Below are 20,860 nucleotides of genomic sequence, written 5' to 3'. Positions count from 1 at the left end.
TATTTCGCGTGTTAGTTCGCCCACGCCAGCGGCGCGTCGTTCAAGCCCCAGTAGAGGCTCTTCTGCTGCATGTATTCGCGGATGCCGAGCCGGCCCTTCTCGCGTCCCATGCCGCTCTCCTTCCAGCCGCTGAACGGCGTCGAAATCGAGAACAGCTTGTAGGTATTGATCCACACGGTGCCGGCTTCGAGCGCTCGAGCGATCCGGTAAGCGCGTTTGTAGTCGCGCGTCCAGATGCCGGCGGCGAGGCCGAACACACTGTTATTGGCTTCTTTGAGCAGCGAGGCTTCGTCGTCGAACGGCATCGCGACCAGCACCGGGCCGAAGATCTCTTCCTGGCAGATGCGGGCTTCGTTCGTGAGGCCTTCGAGAATCGTCGGCTGGAAGTAGGTGCCCTGTTCGCGACCCTCGCCAACCGGCCGCTCGCCGCCGCACAGCAGGCGGCCGCCTTCTTCCAGGCCCAAAGCGACATACCGTTCGACGGTTTCGCGATGGGCAGCCGTAATGAGCGGACCCATCTGCGTTTCCGCACGCGATGGATCGCCGACGCGCAGCTTGCGTGCGCCTTCCGCAAGACGCTTCATGAACGCGTCGTAAATCGAACGCTGCACGAAAAGGCGCGAGCCTGCGATGCATGCCTCACCCGACGAACTGAAGATGCCGTACAGCACGCCGTTCACGGCGTGATCGAGATCGGCGTCGTCGAATACGATGGTCGGCGACTTGCCGCCGAGTTCGAGCGAGACTGGCATCAGCTTGTCCGCGGCGATGCGCGCGATTCCGCGGCCGACTTCGGTGCCGCCCGTGAACGACACTTTCTTCACCAATGGATGCCGCACCAACACGTCGCCGATCACAGAACCTTTACCCGGCACCACGCTGATTACGCCCTTCGGCACGCCGGCTTCTTCGCAGATACGCGCCAATGCAAGCGACACCAACGGCGTGACTTCAGCGGGCTTCAACACCACGGCGTTACCACCCGCCAGCGCCGGAGCCAGTTTCTGCGCATCCGATGCAATCGGCGAATTCCACGGCGTGATCGCCGCGATCACACCGATCGGCTCATAAATACTCATCGTCAGATAGTCGCCACGCGAAGGCGTGACTTCCTCGTCGAGCGTTTCGAGGCAGGCCGCGAAGTAGCGGAAGGTGTTCGCCGCGCTCGCCACCAGCACGCGCGTTTCGCCGATCGGCTTGCCGTTGTCGCGGCGCTGCAATTGCGCAAGCGCTTCGTGACGCGCCATGATCAGATCGGCGATGCGATACAGAATCAGCGCGCGTTGATGCGGCTTCAGACCCGACCAATCCGCGCGGCGCCAGGCGATATCCGCGGCTTCGACGGCTTCGCGGGCGTCGTCGGCGTTGGCGGTCGAGATTTCCATGTTGACCGACTGATCCGCCGGATACAGGCTTTTGTACGGATTGCCACGCCCTTGCCGCCATTCGCCGCCGATAAAAATATCGCCGTTTGGTACGAGGCTGGTATCGATGTGAGTCATGTCGGTCGTTCCGGTTTGCTTCAGCTAGTCAGCTAATGTCTTAAATCACGCAACGCGCCGCGCGATTGCGTAACGCGCGAATCGCGCTGTACGCGGTCAGTGCGGACGTCTTGGGGTTGTCGGGCAGCGGCTTGCCGCACATTTCCAGCGACATCTCGCCGAACGCGCCGCGCGCCACGATACGGTGCACGTTGCGCGACGCGTTCGGGTCGGCGATCAGGCGGACCATGGTGTGGTCCAGACCGAGGCCGGCCAGCGCGATCGTCGCGGCGACGTTGGCGTTCTTCGGATAGAGGCGCGCCGCTTCGCGCGCGCTGCCTTCGAAAATCACCCTCTCTTCGTTCAACGTGTGCAGATTGCAGACCTGTTCCGCGGGCGTGCCGAGCCAGCCCGAAGGCGGCTTGCGGCCCGTGTACAGCACTTCGTCGAGGCCGCCGAGCTTGGCGGCGGACAACGCATCCACGCCGCCGATTGCGCCCGACAACAGTGTCAACGTTGCGTCGCCTTCATCGGCCGCGGCGGAGAGCGCGTCCAGCAACATCATGTCGGACAGCGCGCCGATCGATGCGACCGCGCAATCCGTACCGGCTTTCAGCAACGGCACCACGTGATCGACCAATGCGCTGTGCCCCGCGCATTCCAGCGCGAAATGCGGCTGGCTGCTCAACGCGGACACCGACGCCACCACATCGACCGATGCGCCCACCACTTCACGCACCGACGCCATATGACGCTCCGGCACGATCACGTGCGACACGCGCACCGTCGGATCCGACTCGACCGAGCGATACACCGCCTGGCCGATCGCGCCGAAGCCGATCATCGCGACATCGACGGGTGCGTGATGCCCCGCGTAGCCGGTCTCATGCATGTTCGGGCTCCTTTTCCTTGACCGGCGGGCCCGCGAACGCGGTGGCGAACGAGCCGACCGACAGCATGTCCACCTCGACCAGCACAGGGCCGGTCTTCGCCATGCCTTCGCGGATGATCTCCTCGGCCTGGTCGAGCGATTGGATGCGGTAGTGCGTGAGCTTCAGGCTTTCGCAGAACTGCGCAAAATCAGGCTGGTGCAGATCGACGTAGCAGCGGCGGCCACCGTATTGCGCGTCCTGAATGTTGCGGATGACGCCGTAGCACTGATCGTTCATCAGCACGATCATCACGTTGGCGTTTTCCTGCACGGCCGTCGCGAGTTCGCCGACGTTGACCATCAAGCCGCCGTCGCCGACCAGGCACACGGTCTTTGCAGCATTACCTGCGAGCGCTGCACCGATACCCATCTGCATGCCCTGGCCGATGCCGCCGCCGAGTGCATGAACGCCCGCGCGCGGCGAGAAGATCTTCAGCATGCGATTACCCCACGTGCTGTTCGAGATCGTGACGTCGCGCACCCAGTTGTAGTCGCGGCCCACGGCCTGCTGCAGGGCGTCGACGAGGCGCTTGTACGGGCCGAGACCCTTGCCAACATCGGCGACTGCGCTTTCGCGCGCGGCAGCCAGGTCTTGCGCGAACGTCGGATCGACTTTCAGGCGGCCTTCGAGCAGCGTCGCGAGTTCTTCGAGAACCGCCGATGCATCGCCGTGAATGAACATGTCGTTGCGATAGCCACGGTTGTCGGCGAGCGCGTCGGCGTCGATGCGATACAGCGGTTGCGGCAGCGCCAGCTTGTACTTCAGCGTCTCATTGCCACGCAAACGCGAACCGACCACCACCAGCGCATCGCACGTCTTGTAGAAGCTTTCGACAGCGGCATGCACGTTGAACGCACCGAGCGTCGCCGGATGATCTTCCGGCAGCACGCCACGGCCCTGCACGCTGGTCACGACGCCGAAGCCCAAGGCCACAAGACGTTCAACCGCAGCACGTGCGTGACGCGTGCCGCCGCCGAGCCACAACAGCGGACGCTTCGCATTTGCCAGTTGCTCCGCGAGTTGCACGACACGCTGGCTGCAATGCGTAAGCGTGGTGACATGCGGCGCGGCCAGATCGGCGGGCCATTCGATTTCGGCGGCTTGAATGTCGATTGGAATTTCGACGCTGACCGGGCCGCTCGGTGCGGTTTGCGCGACACGTACGGCTTCGCGGATCGTCGGCAATGCGGTTTCGACCGAGCGCACGCGAAATGCGGCCTTCGAGATCGACGACAGCATCGACAATTGATCCGGCGCTTCGTGGATATACGCGAGGTCCTTGTCGAGGTATTCAGTCTCGATCTGGCCGGTAACGTGCAGCAGTGCAGTGCCCGCGGTCAGTGCTTCGACCATCGCGCCGGCCGCATTCCCCGCCGCCGTGCCCGTGCTGGTGAATGCAACACCGAGCCCACCGGAGACACGTGCCAGGCCATCAGCCATATTCACCGCGCCCGCTTCACCACGTGCGCCGACGTAGCGAATCTTGCCGCGATTGTGGATCGCGTCGAGGATCGGCATGTTATGAATCGAGATCACGCCGAATGCGGTTTGAACGCCGCATTGCTCGAGAAAAGCGGCGATCAGTTCGCCAACGGTGGTTTTGTTAGACATGTCGTGCAACGCCTCCAGAAACATCGATGTGGCTGCCCGTCGTATAGGACGACAGCGTCGTAGCCAGATAAAAGAGCGCTTGTGCGGCTTCTTCGGGTTTGCCGAAGCGGCCTAGCGGAATGTTTTTCTTGCGCGCCAGGTCGGCGGTCCAGTCCTCCCAACTCTGACCCGGCTGCGCTTCTTTCGCGTAACGGCGGCGCCATTGACCCGATTCGACGATGCCGATCAGAATCGAATTCACGCGAATGCGTTGCGGCGCCAGTTCAACTGCGAGCGATTTGATGAGGCTCAGCACACCGGCGCGCGCCGACGAAGTCGCCACCATGTGCGGCTCCGGTTGCAGTGCGAGCAGCGAGTTCACGCAGACCACGGCCGGGTTCGATGCGTCGCGCAACATCGGCAGGAACGCGCGGGTCGGGCGAATCACGCTGAAGTACTTCAGGTCAAGTTCTTCGCGCCAGGCGTCGTCGGTGGTGTCGGCGAAGGTCGACACGCGACCCTGGCCGGCGTTGTTCACCAGCATGTCGGTGCGGCCGAAGCGTGTTTGCACGGCTTGCGCGAATACTGCGACTTCATCGGCGTCGAGCACGTTGCAGGTTTGCGCCAACAGTTGCGCTTGAGGAAACTGCGCCTTCAGCGCGGCTTCCGCTTGTGCGAGACGTTCGCTGTCGCGACCGCAGATCGCGACCGAGGCGCCTGCTCGCAGAAACAGTTCGGCAGTCGCCAAGCCGATGCCGGAAGAGCCGCCCGTCACCACCGCCACCTGTCCGGTCAAGTCGATTTGAATCATTTGAGCCCCAGTGCCTTAAAGTATTTCGCGCCCGCGTTCGGGCCACCCTTTGGCCGATAGTTGAGCCGCTGCGACAGTTCGTCAGCCGCGCGGCGGACCTTGTCGATCAGGCCGCTGTCGAGCAGTGACGCGTCGATCTCGTGGCGCGGAATCGTCGTGGTGATCACGGCGACGATGCGGCCCGTGTCGTTACGCACCGGCGCGCTCACCACCGAGATGCCGCGTTCGAACGACGACTCGCTGATCGCGAAGCCACGCTTGGCGTCGTCGCGAATCCGTTCGTACAGATCGTCGACCGTCGCGGGCGTTTGTTTCGTGAAGCGTTCGAGTTCCGGCTCGGGATAGAGCTTCTTCAAGTCGTCGAGCGTCATGTCGCCCATCAACACCTGGCCGTGCGTCGTCGCGTAGGCAGGCAGACGGGTGCCGACATTCACCTTCACCGAACTGAAAATCGGCGTGTGGCTTTGCGCCTTGGCAACGAACACCACATCGCGTCCGTCGCGTATCACGATGTGGCTCGTCAAGCCGGTATCGTCGCGCAGCGCTTCGATGATCGGCAAACCGAGGTCGGTCAATTCGAGCGAGCTCAGATATTCGAAACCGAGTCGCAGTACCGCGACGCCGAGGCGATAGTTGCGGTCTTTATCGGCACGCTCGAGAAAGCCGAGCGATTCGAGCGTTTGCAGCAGACGGAACACCGTCGTGCGGGGAATCTTCAGGCGCTTCGATAATTCCGGTGCGCCGAGAACCGGCTCGCGCGGCGAGAACTCCGTCAGAATCTTCAGACCGCGCTCCAGACCCGGCACGCGATAGCTGGTATCGCTGCTCGTGTCTGCGTCGTTGCGGTCGTCGTCCGCGTCGCGCTCGGCGCTAACGATGTCATGCGTGTCGGACGTCATTCATTGGCTCCGTTGTCCGTCGCTCGCGCGGCAGAACGTGTCGATAATCGCGCTGTACGCGGCGGGTGCTTCGATATAGCCGGCGTGCCCGGCGCGCGGCACGACCTGCAGTTTGGTGCCCGCGGCCAATGCGATCCGCGCGCAGGCTTCGGGAGGGGTAATGGTGTCGTCTGCGCCGACCGCGACGCTGATGCGGCCTCTGCAGCGTGCGAGATCGCTGGCGAGATCGGCGTTGGCGAGCAGATGCGTTGCTTGCGCATAGCCGCGCGGAATCACGCGCGACATGTTCCAGCGCACCCATGCGCGCGCTTCGTCGCTCGCGTAGGCGGACAACATATTGGTGCTGCGTTTTTCGGCAAGGCCTTGCGGGCCGAGTTCGTCGAGCATGGCGAGACGCTGATCGCGTTTGGCTTCGCGCACGTCAGCGGATGCCGCGCCATAACCGCCGGCAGGTGACAACAGCAGTAAACCGGCCACGCGCTGCGGGTTCGTCACAGCAAACGCGCCTGCGACAATCGCGCCAAGCGAATGACCCAGCAGTACGCAGCGTTCAATGCCGAGCGCGTCGAGCCATTCCTTCAATACAGTTGCGTAATCGCTTGCCGCGGGCGACTCGGCTGCCACGGGTGTCGATGCGCCATACCCCGGCGCATCCCATGCCAGTACGCGACGCGTCTCGCCCAGCACTTCGAGCTGCTGCACCCACGAAGCCGCGCCCGAACCGATACCGTGCAACAACACCAGCGGCAGCGCATCGCTTTCGGCGCTATCCGCCTCGCGATAGCTCACCGCGCGTTGCGATGCCAGCCAGATCTGCTGCGCGGGAAAGCGTGCAAGGCGCGCTTCGAACGTAGCGTTCTGATCGACGGTAGCGGACGAGAGTGCAGACATGATTTCCTTCGTGGGTGTTTTGAAGACGAACTTGAAGGCTTAGCGCTTGAGCTTGGCCAGAGGCGAATCCGGCGGATACGTCGGCGTAATCGGCTTGGCTGCGCCGAGCATCACGCACATCAACGCGTCTTCTTCACCGATATTCACTTCCGTGCGATACACACCCGGCGGCACCGAGATCAGATCGCGCTCGCCGAGCACGGCCTCCCACGTTTCGCCGTCTTTCTCGCAGATCACCTTCATCTTGCCGCGCAGCACGAAGAAAATTTCTTCGACATCCCTATGAATATGGCTCGGGCCGATGTTGCCGGCCGGGATCACCATGGTCGAAAACGTGAAGCCGCCTGCGGGCACCGTATTCATATCTTTCGCGACGCCCGTGCCGCCCGTGCCGACATAGCGCATTTGCGCACGGCGATATTTCGGGTCGTAGTCGGCCTGGAACTTCAGCGCGTCCCAGTCGTAACGACGCGTTTCCAGACGCGCGACGCGGCTGTCCAACCATTGTGCAAAGCTCGCATCCGCGGGTTGTTCCCACGATTTGCGCTCGAGTTCGGCGTCCGCCATCTCTTTCTCCTTTCGATTCGACAAGATCAATTCATCACGAAGCCACCGTTGACCGGCAGCAACTGGCCGGTCACGAAGCGCGCGGCATCGGACAACAGGAACAGCACCGGCCCGGTAACATCGTCGGGCACTTGTGCGCGCGTGAGCGCACGGCCTTGCAGGTAATACTGGTGACGCTCGGCGGGCACGTAGGCGGTGGCCTCGACTTCGGTGAGGCCAGGCGCGATCGCGTTGACCGTCACTTGATGTGCACCGAATTCGCGTGCCAGCGAGCGGGTCATCGAGATCACCGCCCCCTTGCTCGCGACATACGCGAGCAGCTTTGGCGCGCCCCACATCGCTGTATCCGATGCGATATTGACGATGCTGCCGCGGCCCGAGTCGCGCAGATACGGCAATGCAGCGGTGCTCATCAGCCACGTGCCGCGCACGTTGACGTTCATCACGGCGTCCCACGTGTCGACCGACAACTCGTCGGCGAGCTTGCCGCCCGAGTTGGTGATCGCCGCGTTGTTGATCAGCGCGTCGAGGCCGCCGAGTTGCGCCGCGGCCTGATCGGCGCATTGCTTGATGCTGGCGGGGTCGGCGAGATCGAGCGGCAGATACGTCACCGCGTGGCCTTGCTCGACCAGCGACGCAGCGAGCGCGCGGCCTTCGTCATGCAGCACGTCGCCGAACACGACTTGCGCACCGGCTTGCACCAGCGAGCGAACGAACGCCGCGCCGAGACCACGCGCGCCGCCCGTTACGAGGACGCGCCGCCCTTCGAGCGCAGCCGATGCCGGAAGCGCTTCGTTATGCATGGCTGTGGCCTGCTGCTTCGGTTTGCGCCGTGCCGGCTTGAGCGGCTTGAGCGTGGTAAGCGTCCAGTTCGGCAAAATGTTGCTGCGCGCGCTGGCGGAACATGCGGCGCACCCGCGTCATGCCGACGTCGTGCTGATAGAGAAATTCGTGCTCGCGCGCATTCGGCGCCATGCTTTCCAGAACATAGCGATCCTGTTCGAGCACGGCCCAGTGCAGCCCTTCCAGACGGTTGCGATACATGAAGCGCCAGGCGTCGCGCTGCCAGCCCGACACCTTGCGCGTGCGCCAGAAGTAAACCTGGCAGTTGTTTTCGTCGACCGGCGTGGCAAAGCCGATGATCCCGAAGTTGCCGCCCGGGCCGAACTTCTTCTTGTACGGAATCGCGAGGCGCATCCACAGCGTGCCAGTTTCGCCGAGCTCGACCCAGTCGAAATTCACGTCGCGCTGGCCGACCTTCTCGAACATCAGACCGGTTTCGGTCTTGCGCACGCGCATGTCGGCCTGCTTGTCGCCTTCGGCCATCGAGTGCGAGGTCGCGTGCAGATACGCGCCGTGCATCGGATCCATCACGTTGTCGATCGCGTATTGGTAGTTGCATTTCCAGTGCGACATGCACAGGAAATTCGCGTATTCGTCGCCCACCAGTTCTTCCGGCAGCACGAGTGGCGTGGGTTCTTTGTGAGCGTCGTCGCCGAACCACAGGAAGATCGCGCCGGCATGCTCTTCGACCGGATACGACTTCACGCACTTCTGGCCTTCCAGCGGGCAGTTCGAGACAGCGGGGACCTTGGTAACGGTGCCGCCGCCGTCGATTTCAATGCCGTGATACCAGCACGCCACGCTGCCACCAAGGTTCCAGCCGAGCGACAGACGTGCGCCACGGTGCGGGCAGCGGTCTTCGAGCGCGCGGACTTTGCCTTCCTTGTCGCGCCACAGCACGATCTGATCGCCGAGGCGCGTGACGCCGACCGGCGCGTCGCCGACTTGCCAGCTCGGCGCGACGGGATACCAGTAGTTGCGCAGGCCACGGTTCAGATAGGACTGAATCGGGTCGGCCGCGCCTTGAGTCGTTGTATTGGGGGACGTCATGAGGAGACTCCGGATACGAAAGCGATGAGACGTGTTCGGGAAAGCGCGCTTATTCGGCGAGCAAGCGGAATTCGGCGGCGAGTCGGTCGGCGTCCCACGCATTGCCTTCCGGCGTGCGGAAGCCCCCGCGGTTCAAACCGTCGACGACTTCCTGTAACTCATTCGCACCGGCTTCGAAAACGGTTTCGAGTGCATCGCCGAAGTCGTTTTCGTACTGAGTCGGCTCAGCCTTGCGCGTCTGCCAGATGAAATTTTCGGTCTCGCCCGGCTTTTCGATCACGCCCTTGCCGGCGACGTTGTTCGGCTGCGGCGCGAGCCACGGCTTCAGGAAGGGATTGAAGTTCACGGTTTGCTCTCGCATGTCATTCCACCTTGATCTGGATTTCTTCGCCGGCGAGACGTACCGAGTACATCTTCAGGTCGCGGCCACCGGGCTCTTTCAAGCATTTGCCGGTCGGGATATGGAACACAGCTTCGTGCAACGGGCATTCGACGGTGTCGCCGTCGACAAAGCCCTGCGTCAGCAGCGCGTACGCATGAGGGCAGACGTTTTCCAGCGCGTACAGCGCATCGCCCACCTTGTAGATGCCGATCTCCGTGCCGTCGAGTTTGAACTCGAGCGGCGCGTCGTCGGACAGGTCGCCGGCATGGCCGGCGCAGCGCCATTGTTCAGTCATTTCTCACCTTCTCCTGAAGCCCTATGTTCCATATAAGGAACATCAGTTCGTGTATGGATAATTATAGGAGTGGCTTCGAGTCGAGAAAATAAAAATCTGGGCCGGTAGGGGAAAACACCGACTGTGGCGTTCGCAACACGGCCTCGAGTGAACCGCCAGGAATGATCGTGTTTGCTCAAAAGCCTTTCTGGGCTTGGGTTTCCCCATAATTTTCAGACAAATTCGCACACCCTCATGCGGGTTTGTACGGGGTCCGAAAATTTATTTTGACCACTTCCAGACTCACTATACTTTTCCATAGGCGACACAATAGCCCATAGGTGGAACATAAAGCGTGGCAGTTTTGGCGCATAAACCCAAAGCTGCATTCAACCCAAAGCAAGGATCAGGGACGACGAAATCAGCGCGAGCTGTGAGTCGTGCGATCAGGAGAACCAACGGTGAAGCACATCATTGCGGCGGCCGGCTTGACGGCAATCTGCGCAACGACTGGCGCATGGGCGCAAAGCAGCGTGACGCTATACGGCAGCCTGGATGCCGGCATTGCATACATCAGCAATGCGGGTGGCCATGCGAAGTGGATCGAGGAACAGGGCAACATGCAGCCCGACCGCTGGGGCCTGAAGGGCGTCGAGGATTTGGGCGGCGGTCTCAAGACGGTTTTCCAGCTGGAAAACGGCTTCTATACGAACACGGGGGCATTCGCCAAAGCCGGCACCCTGTTCAACCGCCAGGCTTTTGTCGGACTGAGTTCGGACCAGTTCGGCACCGTGACGCTCGGCCATCAAACGCCATTCAGCTTCGACGTGTTGGGTCCGTTGAGCACGGCTTACCAGGCCGCGAGCTGGTACGCATTTCACCCGGGCAACATCGACGAACTCGCCGACACGGGCGTGGTGCCGTTCGACAATTCGGTGAAGTTTCGCTCGGCAAGTTTCGCCGGCTTCTCGGTCGGCGCGATGATGGGTCTCGGCAACACCACCAACTTCTCGACCGGCAAGACGCTGAGCTTTGCGCTGAGCTACGCGAATGGCCCGCTCAAGGCCGGGGCGACCTACGCGAACGAGCACAACCGCACGCCGTCGATCGTGACGACGGGCATCGCCAACTTCCAGGGCGTCGCCGCGGCCAACTACACCGCGGACAAGGTCGAGAACATGGGCGCGGGCGCGTCATACCAGTTCGGCAAGCTGCTGGTGCATGGTTTGTACACGCGCGTGAAGCTGGAATCGTCCGGCCATTCGGACACGTATCAGAGCTACGACGTCGGCGCGAATTATCAGTTCACGCCGTTCAACACCGTTGCAGGCGGCGCCGCGACGACAACGCTGGCCGGCCACCGCTGGACGCAATTCGAGATCGGCGATATCTACGCGCTGTCGAAGTCGACGCAGTTGTACGTGAATGCGCTGTACGAACGCGCGGGTTCGAATACGGACGCCGCGTTCTTTACGGCGGGCGTGTCGAGCGGCCGGAACCAGACGATTTTCCTGACGGGTATCCACCACTCGTTCTGATGTCAACGACGACGATGCCGCTGATGTAAAGCAAACGGCCCGGGTGCGAAAGCAGCCGGGCCGTTTGCCATGAGCAGAAGCAAAACCGGAATCAGTTCGCCGTAACCGGTCTGCGACGCGCTTGAGCCGCAGTCGGATCATCCGGCCGCGGACGATAGCTGAGGCGTTCGGACAATTCGAGCGCCGCCTGGCAAACCGCGATGATGAGCGGTTCGCGTTCTTCCGCTTCGCCGATATCCGAGCGCGGAATGGTGACCGTCAACGCGGCCACGATCTTGCCGCTTTGATCGCGCACCGGCGCGCTCACCACCGAAATCCCCCTTTCAAAAGACGCCTCGCTCAACGCGTAGCCGAGCGCCGCGCTTTCGCGCACCCTGCCATACAGTTCCTCGACGGTCGCCGGCGTGCGTTCGGTGAAACGTTCGAGCTGCGGCTCGGGGTACAACTGACGCAATGCTTCGAAACTCAAATCGCCCATCAGCACCTGGCCATGGACGGTGGCATGCGCGGGCAGACGTGTCCCGACATGCACCTTCACCGAACTGAACATCGGCTCGTGCGTTTGCGCCTTGGCGACAAACACCACGTCGCGCTGGTCGCGGATCAGCAAATGCGTGCTGAGGCCGGTCGCGTCGCGCAAACGTTCGAGAATCGGCGTGCCGACGTCGGTGAGTTCGAGCGAACTCAGGTATTCGAAACCGAGCCGCAGCACCGCGACGCTCAAGCGGAAATAGCGATCGCCGTTCACGCGTTCGAGAAACCCTAGAGCTTCGAGCGTTTGCAGCAGACGAAATGTAGTGGTGCGCGGAATGCCGATGCGCTTCGACAATTCGGGCGCGCCCAGAATCGGCTCGCGTGCGCTGAATTCGGCGAGGATGCGCAGGCCGCGCTCCAGCCCTGGCACGAGATAAGTCGATCCGCCGGTGCTCTCTTCATCGATGGAATCGGGGGAATCGGTGCCGTCCGCCAGGGACCGCGCCGCATCGTTTTGCGCAGTCGACACTGTCGCGCCGCGTGGCCTCACGTGCTTGCGTCCCGCTCCTGTCTGCTCTTCTTTTGCCATCTTGGCTGCCGTCTTTGCCGTTGTCTCTACTGTTCATCGGGTACAGATCAACATGATAGCGCGAAGCACACGGCGGTCATTTTCGTTTCGCGCGGTGCTATCCTTTGATGCGGTCCAACGCGCGGGGTCTCGCTGCCGCGCGTCGGTTCCCGCCAGGCGTCCGGAGGCCACACTCATGTCCGATTCCGTCCAGATCCAGGTTGCCGACTCACATCTTTACCCGGGCTGCGCAGTGCATATCGCGCACCTGCCCGAGCCGGCCCGGGAGGCCGCGGCGATAGTCGAATTCGCGGACGGCTCCGGCGCGCATGCCACCTGCCATCGGCGGACTTTCGACGAACTCGAATTGACCGTTGACGGTTACGCCACGCGGCGGCGTCATCCGGTGGACGCCAGACATTGGCTTCTGCTCGCCGTCGACTCGACGCACAACAGTTGGCGCGTGAAGCGGCGCTTGCCTTAGCTGTGCCGGAACCTTCGGCCACCCCGTATTTGAACCCGGTGCCGCGCGCACGCCGCCCCGAGCAGCAGCTCTCTGGCTGTGAAGCGCACGTCACGCACACTTCGCGAGAGACCGATGACAGACAATGACTCGACCCTGCCGCCGAACCTCAACGACGCCCCCGACGATCCCGAACGCCGCCGTGTCCTGACCGGGCTCGCGGCAGTCGGCATCGGATTGGCACTGACCGGTTGCAAGACGGAACAAGGCACCGCGAGCGACACGGCGCCGCGCAGCGCCGCCGACTTGCGGCTCGACGCCGCGCTGCGCGACCAGGTCCGGCAGATCGTGGTGATCTACGCCGAGAACCGCAGCTTCGCGAATCTGTACGGCAACTTTCCCGGCGTCCAGCATCCACTCGATGCGGTGAGCGCCGAGCGTTACCTGCAACTCGACCGCGACGGCAAAACACCGCTGCCGCGCCTGCCGGCAATCTGGGGCGGCCTCGTGCCGCAAGCGCAGGAGGTGGACGGCAAGCGCTACATGATCAGCCAGAAGGATATCGGCAACCTGCGCAACGGCCCGTTCCGTATCACCGACGCGCACGGCGCCCCGCTGCCGACCGGTGTGATCACCCGCGATCTGGTGCATCGCTTCTATCAGAACCAGATGCAGATCAACGCCGGGCGCAACAACCAGTTCGCCGCATGGGGCGACGCCGGCGGCCTGGTGATGGGGCATTACCGCAATTCCGCCGACACGCTGCGTCTGTGGAATCTCGCGCAGCAATACACGCTGTGCGACAACTTCTTCATGGCGGCCTTCGGCGGTTCGTGGCTGAACCATATCTTTCTGATCTCGGCGCAGGCGCCGTTCTATCCCGACATTCACAACAGTCCGGCGAAGAAGATGGTCTCGGTGGTCGACGGCGACGATCCGACCGGCGTGCGGCTCAAGCTGGCGCCGGACTCGCCTGCGTCCGCACTCGACGGTCCGCCGAAATTCGTCAACGACGGCGCATTTACCGCCGACGGCTATGCCGTCAACACGATGGCGCCGCCCTACCAGCCGAGCAATGTGCGTCCGGCCGAAGGCGGCAATCCCGCGTTCGCCGACCTGTCGAATCCGCGCGTGCTGCCGCCGCAAAACTTCGCGACGATCGGCGACCGTCTGACGGACAAGGGCGTGGACTGGGCGTGGTACAGCGGTGCGTGGCAGTACGCGCTGGAGCATCAGGACACGGGTGCGGTGCCGGATTTCCAGTACCACCATCAGCCGTTCAATTACTTCGCCCATTACGCGCCGGGTACCGCCGCGCGGCGTAAATATCTGCGCGATGCAGGCCTCGGCGACGACGCCTCCACCAATCGTCTGATTGCCGATATCGACGCGGGGCGCCTGCCGGCCGTCACGTTCTACAAACCGCAGGGCGATCTGAACATGCACGCGGGGTATGCGGACGTCGCGTCAGGGGATCGTCACATCGCGAACGTGATTGAACATATTCAGCGCGGCCCGCAGTGGGCCAATACGGTCGTGGTCGTCACAGTCGATGAGAACGGCGGCTGGTGGGACCCGGTTTCACCGCCGAAGGGCGACCGTTGGGGGCCGGGGTCGCGGATTCCCGCGCTGGTGATTTCACCGTTAGCGAAGAAGGGGTATGTCGATCATACGGTGTACGACACCAATTCGATTCTTCGTCTGATTAGCCGGGTACATGGGTTGGCGCCGCTCGACGGGGTTGTCGCGCGAGATCGGGCTTTTGCGCAAAATGGCCTGGCGCCGCTGGGCGATTTGACGGGTACGCTGGATCTGGCCTGAGCCGCCGGCCTATCGCACGAGGGTGGACAGCAGGGCGTCGATCACTGCGCCACCCCGTGCAGCCTCGCAATCACCGCATCTGAAATCTGCTGCGCGGTCTTCTTGATCGTCTTCTTCTCGTCGCCGCTCGCCATGACGAACTTCGCCGCGATCACGTATGGATTGAGTTTGATCACCGCGCCTGGCTTGCCCGTGCTGTCGGTGTCTTCGACGGCCTGATAGAGCGGCGGCAAATCGACCGTCCCCAAGCTGTCGCACGACACCGCCACTTGAATATTGTTCTGACCCGCACCAAGACCCACCATCGCACGTCTTAGACGATTGCCGTCGTCGACACTCAGAAACACGCCGCGCACTTGCCAACCCGTAGCGGGTAATGGCTGGCCTGGCGCAATACGGCGCGCATCGACGCCGCCTTTTTTCAGGTCCGCAGTCAGCGCGTCCGCCATTTCGTTCACGATGTCCTTGGCGTGGTCCTCCGGATTCTTGTCCTTGCCCAACGGGCCTGGGCCACTCGGCAGCAGACCGCGCAGGCGGCGCACACGTTGTCCCGGTCCGCTATCAGGCGTTATGTCGGCCACGTCGAGATCGAAGTCGGACACGTACACGATCGGCGCGGGCGAGGCGAAGGGGACACTGTCCGCAGCGGCAGTGAGCGTCGATACCGAGCTCAGGCATCCCGCGACCATCATGAATTGCAGCAATCGACGCAGCATGGCGCGCCTCCGCGAATCTCTTATGGACGCGGCTATCGTACAGCCGTGTGCGTCGCGCGTGAGTTTTTTCGTGCCCGATCGTCATCCCTTTTTGCCCTTGCATAACACGCGTCGCGACATAGACTGATAAAGCATTACTTCGCACTTTGTACGGAACTGCCATGCGTCTGACCATCCTCATCAACGGTTCCGATCCGACCGTCAGTCACGATTACGCCGTGCTATGGCTCGACACCGACGAACACCGGTGGTCGAGGGAAGCACATCAAGGGATCGATCTGCCCCCGTGGGGCGAGTTACACGACGACAATGGCGTGACCACCCTCTGTGCGCCGAGCACGGACGCACCGTTGTGCACGCTGCGCGGATTGCACGTCGACCGCAAGCAACGCGTGAGCGCGGCGCAGGGCGCCGCAGCGTGGACGGCCTTGCCCACGCACGCACCGACCAGCGGTTTCTGGCGCTTGCAAGCCGTCGACCGCCAGAACGTACAGGCCGAGCACAGCGTATTCGGTAATTAGGTTCGAGCGCTTTTTTGCCGGTCGAAATTTTTACTCGCGCCAACCGCAGCGACATGTGCGGGGGATTTGTGCGCGAGTTCGGTGTTCAACACACGCCGTACTTTGCATCCGGTGCGCGCGCTTAAGTCCATCTTAAGTTTGCGTGCGTAGAGTTGGAAATCCACGCATTAGGGTCGCTGCAAAGCGGCCCGTTTTTTTTTGGTGCGGAGCTTTCTGTGCTTTGCGCCGCGTGCTTCTTTCGCTTCTTCCGCTTCTTCCGCTTCTTCCGCTTCTTCCGCTTCTTCCGCTCCCAGCATTTTCATCGCTGCGGGCGATGCGCAAAAGCGACTTCCCTGCCACGCGTTTCTTTGCGTTCCACGTCGCGCGACACCGGCTCACGACGCTATACTTGCGCCCCCGATTCCTCGACTGACCGACATATGAAGAAGTGGTTTGCCTGTCTGTTGTTCGCCGTTGCCGCTCACGCGAGCGCGGCGCCTTCCTGCACCCAGTTCACCCCGAATGCGCAATGGCCGGTTCTGATCAATCAGAAGATGGCGCCCAAAACGCGCATGCTGTGCTATAGCGATTTCGCGGTGCTGCATTCGGGTATCACGCACGGTCCGCTGTGGTCCGCCGAGCATCTGACGCGCGATCATATCGAAGCCGCCAAAGACATGGTGCGCACCAACAAATTCTTCGAGGACGCGCGTTTGCCGGACGGCGAAGGCGCAACACTCGCGGACTATAAACGCAGCGGCTTCGATCGCGGTCATATGAGTCCGGCAGGCAATCGCTGGAATCAGGAGGCGATGGCACAATCGTTTTCGCTGGCGAACGTGGTGCCGCAGAATCGCGAGAACAATCAGCGCCTGTGGGCGCGTATCGAAACGTCGGTGCGTAAGATCGCAATGTCGTACAACGATACTTATGTCGTCACCGGACCGATTTTCAGCGGGCAGCAATTGCAGACCATCGGACCGACACGTGTCTTCGTGCCGACGCAATTGTTCAAGGTGGTCTACGTGCCGTCCCGGCAGATGGCATTCGCGGTGGTGGTGGACAACGTCTCGACCAACCGCTACGACATCAGGACGATTCACGAACTCGAAACGGCATCGGGCATCCGTTTTCCGGGCATTCCGGAGAACCTCAAAGATCAGCGACCGGGAGGACTGAAAGGTGTTTAAACCCTATTCGAACGATGACGACGTGCTCAACATCCAGGGCGATGCCCTCACCCTCAGCAACGGCACCACGCGCGTAGTGCTGAACGGAACGCTGGAGTTGACTCAGGATCAGCGCGGGCTGAAGGCGGCTCTAGCGCTGAAGGAAGCGATCGATGCAGTAGTGACCGCGCTGCAGGCGCAGGCCAACTTGCCCGCGAAGGTAAAGGACGAGCCGGATGCGAAACCGGGCGTCGTGCAGAATCCGTTTCAATAGCGCGAATCTGGAACGATGGCAGCAGACCCTGCGTCTTCACGCAGGGTCCCAGCATTTGCGTGGGATCGATCGCGACCACTGCGCCGTCTGAGCTATCGGTAAACAGAAACAGCCTCAAGCTGATTCAGGACCCCGATATGTATCCGCCGTTACGTTTTGTCACCAGAGCACCGTCAACTGCTGTCCTCCCGCCAACGTTAAACCGGCAGCGCTGAACATTTCAGCCGCGACAAAAGACACAACCGGTTAAACCAGGAGTTACATCATGAAGACGCTTTTCGCCGCTCTCGCTTCCGCTCTCGTCGTGTCGACCGCATTCGCACAAACCGCAGCGCCGTCGGCCGCACAACCCGCACAAACGCAACCCGCCGGTCAAGCCAATCTGAAGGCGAGCACCACCGTGCAAACCGGCGCCACCGACGAAGCCACTTCGGCAACGAAAGCGCCGACGAAGGCCGCGACGAAGACGCACGTGAAGAAGGCTACCTCCAGCCACACGGCAAAGACCCATAAGGCCACCAAGAAGACTGCTGTCGATACAAGCGCAAGCAAGACCAAGACGGAGAGCGCGAAAGAGGCCAGCAATGCCCCGGCAAAAGCCGACGGCGCAAAGACCGACACGACGAAGACGCAATAACACGTGATCGGCATTCGGCACGCACCGGCCAGGCATCCATAGTTAATCGAAGCCGAACTGTGCCGTTCAGGGAGGGCGAGTCTCACGACTCGCCTTTTTTTCATTGGACACCCCAATTTTTGCACTGCGTTTACCTGTAGCCGTCTAATCTCGAACTGTCTTGATCAACCATGGCGTCAACGAACGCCGCATCGAATGGCACTCACGCAATCAATCGACAACTTCGAAACGCAGCCACGCAACGCGCCGCCGGTCCCGCGCAACAATGTCCTTCCCTTCCCCGCGGCCCGCGCCCGCTTGCAGGTCACCCTGCCTCATCCGCCGCACGATCTTCCCGGCACCCAACTCCGCACACTGCTTCATTCGCCGCTCGGCGTGTATGTGGTCAGCACCGAGGCCGTACGCGAAGAAGTGCGCGTGCAACTCGACATTGCGCTCGACGATCTCGATTTCACCTTGCATACGTTGATCTCGACACTCCCCGCAGCACTGATTGGACCATTGAAGCGCCGCCATGCCGATCAGATGCAGGAGCACGCGAGTAGGCCGTATAGCGGAGACCGCGTCGTGCTTTGCGAGTAAATCGAGGCGCTCAGTCCGCAGCCGGATTCAGATCCGCTAGCGCGCCAAGCTTTTGCACATCGGCAATTTCGATTTCCGCATAGCCCAGCTTCAGCGCGCCCTGCGCTTCGAACTGCTTGAGCACCTGATTGATCGTCTGCCGCGACAACGCCAGCATCATCGCCAGGTCCTCCTGCGGCACTTTGAGTACGCGCCGCAATGCGCCGGGTTCGCCGTAGCCGCCGGCCATCAACAACAAGCGGCGGGCAACGCGCGGCGCGGCGGGCAGCAACGCGGCTTCTTCGATGGCGTCGAAAGCGAGGCGCAGCTTTTGCGTCAGCAACAAACCGAAGACATGCCAATACTCGGGCGTGCGCTCGAGCAGTTCGACAAGCGCCGCGCGTGGCACATGAAACAGCTCGGAATCGCGTTCGGCATACGCGTCGTGGGTTCGCGGACGGTTATCGAACAACGCGATCTCGCCGAACCAGTTGACCGGTTCGATGACCGCGAGCAATGCCTCTTTCCCGGCCGAACTGGCCGCGCCGATTCTCACGAGACCGTCGAGCACGCAATAGAGGCCGTCGTCGGAATCGCCGCGCGTGAAGAGCCGTTCACCCGCCGCAAGGCGCTCGATACGCCCCGCTTCGATCAACCGCGCCCGCATGGCGGCAGGTGCCGAGCGAAACCACGCGCCGCGCTCCAGCCGCGTGGCAAGCTCATTCGATGAAAAACTCGCAGTCATGGAACGGTCCGTGCCCGATTGTCGGCTACCCGATGGTTTCAAATTGCGCTGCCCGCGATTATGCTGACTTTGATCGAGGAGCGGCATCCATGAGAACGCTGACGCAACAGCTTACGCAATACGCGGCCTACCATCGCGACCGGCGCAATATCGCCACGCATTTCATCGGCATTCCGATGATCGTGCTGGCGCTGGCGGTGTTGCTGAGCCGGCCGGCTTCCGGCTTCGGCGTACTGCCATTTGCCGTATCGCCCGCGTGGGTCTTGTTCGCCGCGGCGACCGTCTATTACCTCGTGCTCGACGTGCCGCTCGGCGTGATGATGGCGGTCGTATCGGTACTGTGCGTCGCATGCGGACAGTGGCTCGCCGCGCAAACCACGCTCACCTGGCTCGCCTCGGGCATCGGCCTCTTCGTGGTCGGCTGGGTGTTTCAGTTCATCGGCCACGTGGCATACGAACATCGCAAGCCGGCATTCGTCGACGACGTGATCGGCCTGCTGATCGGGCCGCTATTCGTCCTCGCTGAAGCGTTGTTCGGTTTTGGCTGGCGGCCGGCGCTACGCGAAGCGATTGAGGCGCAGGTCGGCGCGACGCGTATCAATGCGGCCTAGCGCGGCGCAAACCGAACGAGCCGCACGCTATGCAAGGCCGTCAGCGCAACTGCCATCCAGATCGGAATATAGGTGGCTAACTGCGCCGCGCTGAGCGTCTCGCCAAGCAGCGTGATCGAGACAAACACGAGCAACACGGGCTCGACATAGCCGAGAATGCCGAACAGGGCGACCGGCAATAAACGGCTCGCCTTCAGATACGAAGCGAGCGCAATGGTGCTGAGCGCGCCGAGTCCTGGCAACAGCAGGCACCACATGTCGATCCGGCCGCCGATCATCGCCAGCGACCCGCCGCCGACGATGAACAGCGCTGCCGCCGGCAACAGCAACGCCATTTCCACTGTGAACATGGCGAGCGAGTCCTGATTGATTTTGCGGCGCAGCACGAAATACGGCGGATAGCCGAGCGCGACCAGCAAGGTGGGCCAGGAGAAGGCACCCGTCATCCACAGTTCATGCGCGACGCCCAACGCGGCGCAGACCACAGCGAGCCACTGCAGGCCGTCGAGACTCTCGCGATAGTAGAAGCGGCCCACCAGCACCATCACAAGCGGCAGCAGAAAATAGCCGAGCGAGACTTCGAGCATGCGTCCATGTAGCGGCGCCCATAGAAACACCCACAGCTGCGCGCCGAGCAAAACCGCGCTGACAACCATCGCCGCGCCGAGCTTCGGCTCCGTCACCATGCGGTAAAGAAGTTGCCGAAGAATGGGCAGGCGTTTGCGCAGCGCGATCAGCATTAGCGCCCCGGGCACAGTCCACACGACACGCCACGCGAAAATGTCGAGACCGCTCAGCGGCGCAAGCAGCTTGGCGTAAGCAGACAGTAAAGCAAACATCGCGGACGCGCCGACCGACAACGCAATTCCGCGCTTTGGGTCATACTGGTTCATCGCGCGGCCCGTGGCGCCATTCCTTTAGCGTGCAGTGCAGGTGTGCGAGCGGATGCGGCGTCAGGTGTGTGCGGCGCAGCACACGGCAACGCGCCTTGAGTTGTTGTTGTCGTTGTTGTAGTTGTTGTCATGGGAAGTGAAGTCTCACAAATTGGCAGGTCGGCTCGCAG

General features: G+C 62.2%; 25 protein-coding genes. 9 read left to right on the top strand and 16 right to left on the bottom strand.

Annotated features, from left to right (window positions below):
• Positions 1–11: 11 nt before the first annotated feature.
• From DSC91_RS14735 to DSC91_RS14685, 11 genes are read right to left on the bottom strand one after another with little or no spacing between them, the layout of a single operon-like run.
• Complete coding sequence (locus DSC91_RS14735; protein WP_115779381.1) at positions 12–1,502, bottom strand: aldehyde dehydrogenase; 1,491 nt, start codon at positions 1,500–1,502, stop codon at positions 12–14.
• 40 nt (positions 1,503–1,542) lie between these two features.
• A complete protein-coding gene (locus DSC91_RS14730) occupies positions 1,543–2,373 on the bottom strand; it encodes an aspartate dehydrogenase (RefSeq protein ID WP_115779379.1) in 831 nt (276 codons plus the stop codon).
• Positions 2,366–4,024 (bottom strand): thiamine pyrophosphate-binding protein, encoded by a 1,659-nt coding sequence (locus tag DSC91_RS14725; RefSeq protein WP_115779369.1) that lies wholly within the window; start codon positions 4,022–4,024, stop codon positions 2,366–2,368. The genes DSC91_RS14730 and DSC91_RS14725 overlap by 8 nt, the downstream gene beginning before the upstream one ends.
• A complete protein-coding gene (locus tag DSC91_RS14720; RefSeq protein ID WP_115779359.1) occupies positions 4,017–4,814 on the bottom strand; it encodes an SDR family oxidoreductase in 798 nt (265 codons plus the stop codon). The genes DSC91_RS14725 and DSC91_RS14720 overlap by 8 nt, the downstream gene beginning before the upstream one ends.
• The gene (locus DSC91_RS14715; protein ID WP_115779357.1) at positions 4,811–5,713 is read right to left on the bottom strand and encodes an IclR family transcriptional regulator; all 903 of its coding nucleotides are present in this window, start codon (positions 5,711–5,713) and stop codon (positions 4,811–4,813) included. The genes DSC91_RS14720 and DSC91_RS14715 overlap by 4 nt, the downstream gene beginning before the upstream one ends.
• Positions 5,714–6,604 carry an alpha/beta fold hydrolase gene (locus tag DSC91_RS14710; protein ID WP_115779355.1) on the bottom strand — a complete coding sequence of 297 codons (891 nt, stop codon included), beginning with the start codon at positions 6,602–6,604 and terminating at the stop codon, positions 5,714–5,716.
• Between the two features lie 39 nt (positions 6,605–6,643).
• Complete coding sequence (locus DSC91_RS14705; RefSeq protein ID WP_115779353.1) at positions 6,644–7,171, bottom strand: cupin domain-containing protein; 528 nt, start codon at positions 7,169–7,171, stop codon at positions 6,644–6,646.
• A 26-nt stretch (positions 7,172–7,197) separates the two neighbouring features.
• A complete protein-coding gene (locus DSC91_RS14700) occupies positions 7,198–7,974 on the bottom strand; it encodes an SDR family oxidoreductase (protein ID WP_115779351.1) in 777 nt (258 codons plus the stop codon).
• Positions 7,967–9,064 carry an aromatic ring-hydroxylating dioxygenase subunit alpha gene (locus DSC91_RS14695; protein WP_115779349.1) on the bottom strand — a complete coding sequence of 366 codons (1,098 nt, stop codon included), beginning with the start codon at positions 9,062–9,064 and terminating at the stop codon, positions 7,967–7,969. The genes DSC91_RS14700 and DSC91_RS14695 overlap by 8 nt, the downstream gene beginning before the upstream one ends.
• Before the next feature lie 49 nt (positions 9,065–9,113).
• Positions 9,114–9,425 carry a recombinase-like helix-turn-helix domain-containing protein gene (locus tag DSC91_RS14690; RefSeq protein ID WP_115779347.1) on the bottom strand — a complete coding sequence of 104 codons (312 nt, stop codon included), beginning with the start codon at positions 9,423–9,425 and terminating at the stop codon, positions 9,114–9,116.
• Between the two features lies 1 nt (position 9,426).
• Positions 9,427–9,741 (bottom strand): non-heme iron oxygenase ferredoxin subunit, encoded by a 315-nt coding sequence (locus tag DSC91_RS14685; RefSeq protein WP_074289216.1) that lies wholly within the window; start codon positions 9,739–9,741, stop codon positions 9,427–9,429.
• A gap of 440 nt (positions 9,742–10,181) precedes the next feature.
• Here DSC91_RS14685 and DSC91_RS14680 point away from each other — a divergent pair, with 440 nt between their 5' ends.
• Positions 10,182–11,258: a porin gene (locus DSC91_RS14680; protein ID WP_115779345.1), complete on the top strand. Its 1,077-nt coding sequence runs from the start codon at positions 10,182–10,184 to the stop codon at positions 11,256–11,258.
• A 91-nt stretch (positions 11,259–11,349) separates the two neighbouring features.
• On the opposite strand, the gene DSC91_RS14675 is transcribed toward DSC91_RS14680, so the two are convergent.
• Positions 11,350–12,321, bottom strand: a complete 972-nt coding sequence (locus tag DSC91_RS14675) for an IclR family transcriptional regulator (RefSeq protein ID WP_115779343.1) — start codon at positions 12,319–12,321, stop codon at positions 11,350–11,352.
• A 175-nt stretch (positions 12,322–12,496) separates the two neighbouring features.
• Between DSC91_RS14675 and DSC91_RS14670 the strand changes: the two genes are divergently transcribed.
• On the top strand, positions 12,497–12,784 hold the full coding sequence (locus tag DSC91_RS14670; RefSeq protein WP_115779341.1) for a hypothetical protein: 288 nt from the start codon (positions 12,497–12,499) through the stop codon (positions 12,782–12,784).
• A 114-nt stretch (positions 12,785–12,898) separates the two neighbouring features.
• Positions 12,899–14,584 (top strand): acid phosphatase, encoded by a 1,686-nt coding sequence (locus tag DSC91_RS14665; RefSeq protein ID WP_115779339.1) that lies wholly within the window; start codon positions 12,899–12,901, stop codon positions 14,582–14,584.
• Between the two features lie 41 nt (positions 14,585–14,625).
• Here the strand turns inward: DSC91_RS14665 and DSC91_RS14660 are convergent, their stop codons facing one another.
• Positions 14,626–15,300, bottom strand: coding sequence for a DUF4410 domain-containing protein (locus tag DSC91_RS14660; protein WP_115779337.1), 675 nt, complete (start codon positions 15,298–15,300; stop codon positions 14,626–14,628).
• A 161-nt stretch (positions 15,301–15,461) separates the two neighbouring features.
• Here DSC91_RS14660 and DSC91_RS14655 point away from each other — a divergent pair, with 161 nt between their 5' ends.
• Positions 15,462–15,821 carry a DUF3564 domain-containing protein gene (locus DSC91_RS14655; RefSeq protein WP_115779334.1) on the top strand — a complete coding sequence of 120 codons (360 nt, stop codon included), beginning with the start codon at positions 15,462–15,464 and terminating at the stop codon, positions 15,819–15,821.
• A 167-nt stretch (positions 15,822–15,988) separates the two neighbouring features.
• On the opposite strand, the gene DSC91_RS38515 is transcribed toward DSC91_RS14655, so the two are convergent.
• On the bottom strand, positions 15,989–16,123 hold the full coding sequence (locus DSC91_RS38515; protein ID WP_268238898.1) for a hypothetical protein: 135 nt from the start codon (positions 16,121–16,123) through the stop codon (positions 15,989–15,991).
• A 117-nt stretch (positions 16,124–16,240) separates the two neighbouring features.
• Between DSC91_RS38515 and DSC91_RS14650 the strand changes: the two genes are divergently transcribed.
• From DSC91_RS14650 to DSC91_RS14635, 4 genes are all read left to right on the top strand, one after another.
• Positions 16,241–16,990: a DNA/RNA non-specific endonuclease gene (locus DSC91_RS14650; RefSeq protein ID WP_115779332.1), complete on the top strand. Its 750-nt coding sequence runs from the start codon at positions 16,241–16,243 to the stop codon at positions 16,988–16,990.
• The gene (locus DSC91_RS14645; protein WP_115779330.1) at positions 16,983–17,243 is read left to right on the top strand and encodes a hypothetical protein; all 261 of its coding nucleotides are present in this window, start codon (positions 16,983–16,985) and stop codon (positions 17,241–17,243) included. The genes DSC91_RS14650 and DSC91_RS14645 overlap by 8 nt, the downstream gene beginning before the upstream one ends.
• A 265-nt stretch (positions 17,244–17,508) precedes the next feature.
• Complete coding sequence (locus DSC91_RS14640) at positions 17,509–17,880, top strand: hypothetical protein (protein ID WP_115779328.1); 372 nt, start codon at positions 17,509–17,511, stop codon at positions 17,878–17,880.
• A gap of 195 nt (positions 17,881–18,075) precedes the next feature.
• Positions 18,076–18,462 (top strand): hypothetical protein, encoded by a 387-nt coding sequence (locus DSC91_RS14635; RefSeq protein WP_115779326.1) that lies wholly within the window; start codon positions 18,076–18,078, stop codon positions 18,460–18,462.
• A 10-nt stretch (positions 18,463–18,472) separates the two neighbouring features.
• Here the strand turns inward: DSC91_RS14635 and DSC91_RS14630 are convergent, their stop codons facing one another.
• Positions 18,473–19,186 (bottom strand): Crp/Fnr family transcriptional regulator, encoded by a 714-nt coding sequence (locus tag DSC91_RS14630; protein WP_115779852.1) that lies wholly within the window; start codon positions 19,184–19,186, stop codon positions 18,473–18,475.
• 89 nt (positions 19,187–19,275) lie between these two features.
• On the opposite strand from DSC91_RS14630, the gene DSC91_RS14625 reads away from it, so the two are divergent.
• Positions 19,276–19,797: an Mpo1 family 2-hydroxy fatty acid dioxygenase gene (locus tag DSC91_RS14625; RefSeq protein ID WP_115779324.1), complete on the top strand. Its 522-nt coding sequence runs from the start codon at positions 19,276–19,278 to the stop codon at positions 19,795–19,797.
• On the opposite strand, the gene rarD is transcribed toward DSC91_RS14625, so the two are convergent.
• Positions 19,794–20,690: an EamA family transporter RarD gene (gene rarD / locus DSC91_RS14620; protein WP_115779322.1), complete on the bottom strand. Its 897-nt coding sequence runs from the start codon at positions 20,688–20,690 to the stop codon at positions 19,794–19,796. The genes DSC91_RS14625 and rarD overlap by 4 nt on opposite strands.
• Between the last annotated feature and the right edge of the window lie 170 nt (positions 20,691–20,860).

It is taken from the genome of Paraburkholderia caffeinilytica (assembly GCF_003368325.1).
Lineage (GTDB): Bacteria > Pseudomonadota > Gammaproteobacteria > Burkholderiales > Burkholderiaceae > Paraburkholderia > Paraburkholderia caffeinilytica.
The sequence above is the reverse complement of the archived record's forward strand: the minus strand, read 5'-3'. Positions and strand labels throughout refer to the sequence as shown.

Coding starts and splice junctions, on each gene's coding strand:
- DSC91_RS14735 (WP_115779381.1), bottom strand. CDS start 1,502: ATGACTCACATCGATACCAGCCTCGTACCAAACGGCGATATTTTTATC.
- DSC91_RS14730 (WP_115779379.1), bottom strand. CDS start 2,373: ATGCATGAGACCGGCTACGCGGGGCATCACGCACCCGTCGATGTCGCG.
- DSC91_RS14725 (WP_115779369.1), bottom strand. CDS start 4,024: ATGTCTAACAAAACCACCGTTGGCGAACTGATCGCCGCTTTTCTCGAG.
- DSC91_RS14720 (WP_115779359.1), bottom strand. CDS start 4,814: ATGATTCAAATCGACTTGACCGGACAGGTGGCGGTGGTGACGGGCGGC.
- DSC91_RS14715 (WP_115779357.1), bottom strand. CDS start 5,713: ATGACGTCCGACACGCATGACATCGTTAGCGCCGAGCGCGACGCGGAC.
- DSC91_RS14710 (WP_115779355.1), bottom strand. CDS start 6,604: ATGTCTGCACTCTCGTCCGCTACCGTCGATCAGAACGCTACGTTCGAA.
- DSC91_RS14705 (WP_115779353.1), bottom strand. CDS start 7,171: ATGGCGGACGCCGAACTCGAGCGCAAATCGTGGGAACAACCCGCGGAT.
- DSC91_RS14700 (WP_115779351.1), bottom strand. CDS start 7,974: ATGCATAACGAAGCGCTTCCGGCATCGGCTGCGCTCGAAGGGCGGCGC.
- DSC91_RS14695 (WP_115779349.1), bottom strand. CDS start 9,064: ATGACGTCCCCCAATACAACGACTCAAGGCGCGGCCGACCCGATTCAG.
- DSC91_RS14690 (WP_115779347.1), bottom strand. CDS start 9,425: ATGCGAGAGCAAACCGTGAACTTCAATCCCTTCCTGAAGCCGTGGCTC.
- DSC91_RS14685 (WP_074289216.1), bottom strand. CDS start 9,741: ATGACTGAACAATGGCGCTGCGCCGGCCATGCCGGCGACCTGTCCGAC.
- DSC91_RS14675 (WP_115779343.1), bottom strand. CDS start 12,321: ATGGCAAAAGAAGAGCAGACAGGAGCGGGACGCAAGCACGTGAGGCCA.
- DSC91_RS14670 (WP_115779341.1), top strand. CDS start 12,497: ATGTCCGATTCCGTCCAGATCCAGGTTGCCGACTCACATCTTTACCCG.
- DSC91_RS14665 (WP_115779339.1), top strand. CDS start 12,899: ATGACAGACAATGACTCGACCCTGCCGCCGAACCTCAACGACGCCCCC.
- DSC91_RS14660 (WP_115779337.1), bottom strand. CDS start 15,300: ATGCTGCGTCGATTGCTGCAATTCATGATGGTCGCGGGATGCCTGAGC.
- DSC91_RS14655 (WP_115779334.1), top strand. CDS start 15,462: ATGCGTCTGACCATCCTCATCAACGGTTCCGATCCGACCGTCAGTCAC.
- DSC91_RS38515 (WP_268238898.1), bottom strand. CDS start 16,123: ATGAAAATGCTGGGAGCGGAAGAAGCGGAAGAAGCGGAAGAAGCGGAA.
- DSC91_RS14650 (WP_115779332.1), top strand. CDS start 16,241: ATGAAGAAGTGGTTTGCCTGTCTGTTGTTCGCCGTTGCCGCTCACGCG.
- DSC91_RS14640 (WP_115779328.1), top strand. CDS start 17,509: ATGAAGACGCTTTTCGCCGCTCTCGCTTCCGCTCTCGTCGTGTCGACC.
- DSC91_RS14635 (WP_115779326.1), top strand. CDS start 18,076: ATGGCACTCACGCAATCAATCGACAACTTCGAAACGCAGCCACGCAAC.
- DSC91_RS14630 (WP_115779852.1), bottom strand. CDS start 19,186: ATGACTGCGAGTTTTTCATCGAATGAGCTTGCCACGCGGCTGGAGCGC.
- DSC91_RS14625 (WP_115779324.1), top strand. CDS start 19,276: ATGAGAACGCTGACGCAACAGCTTACGCAATACGCGGCCTACCATCGC.
- rarD (WP_115779322.1), bottom strand. CDS start 20,690: ATGAACCAGTATGACCCAAAGCGCGGAATTGCGTTGTCGGTCGGCGCG.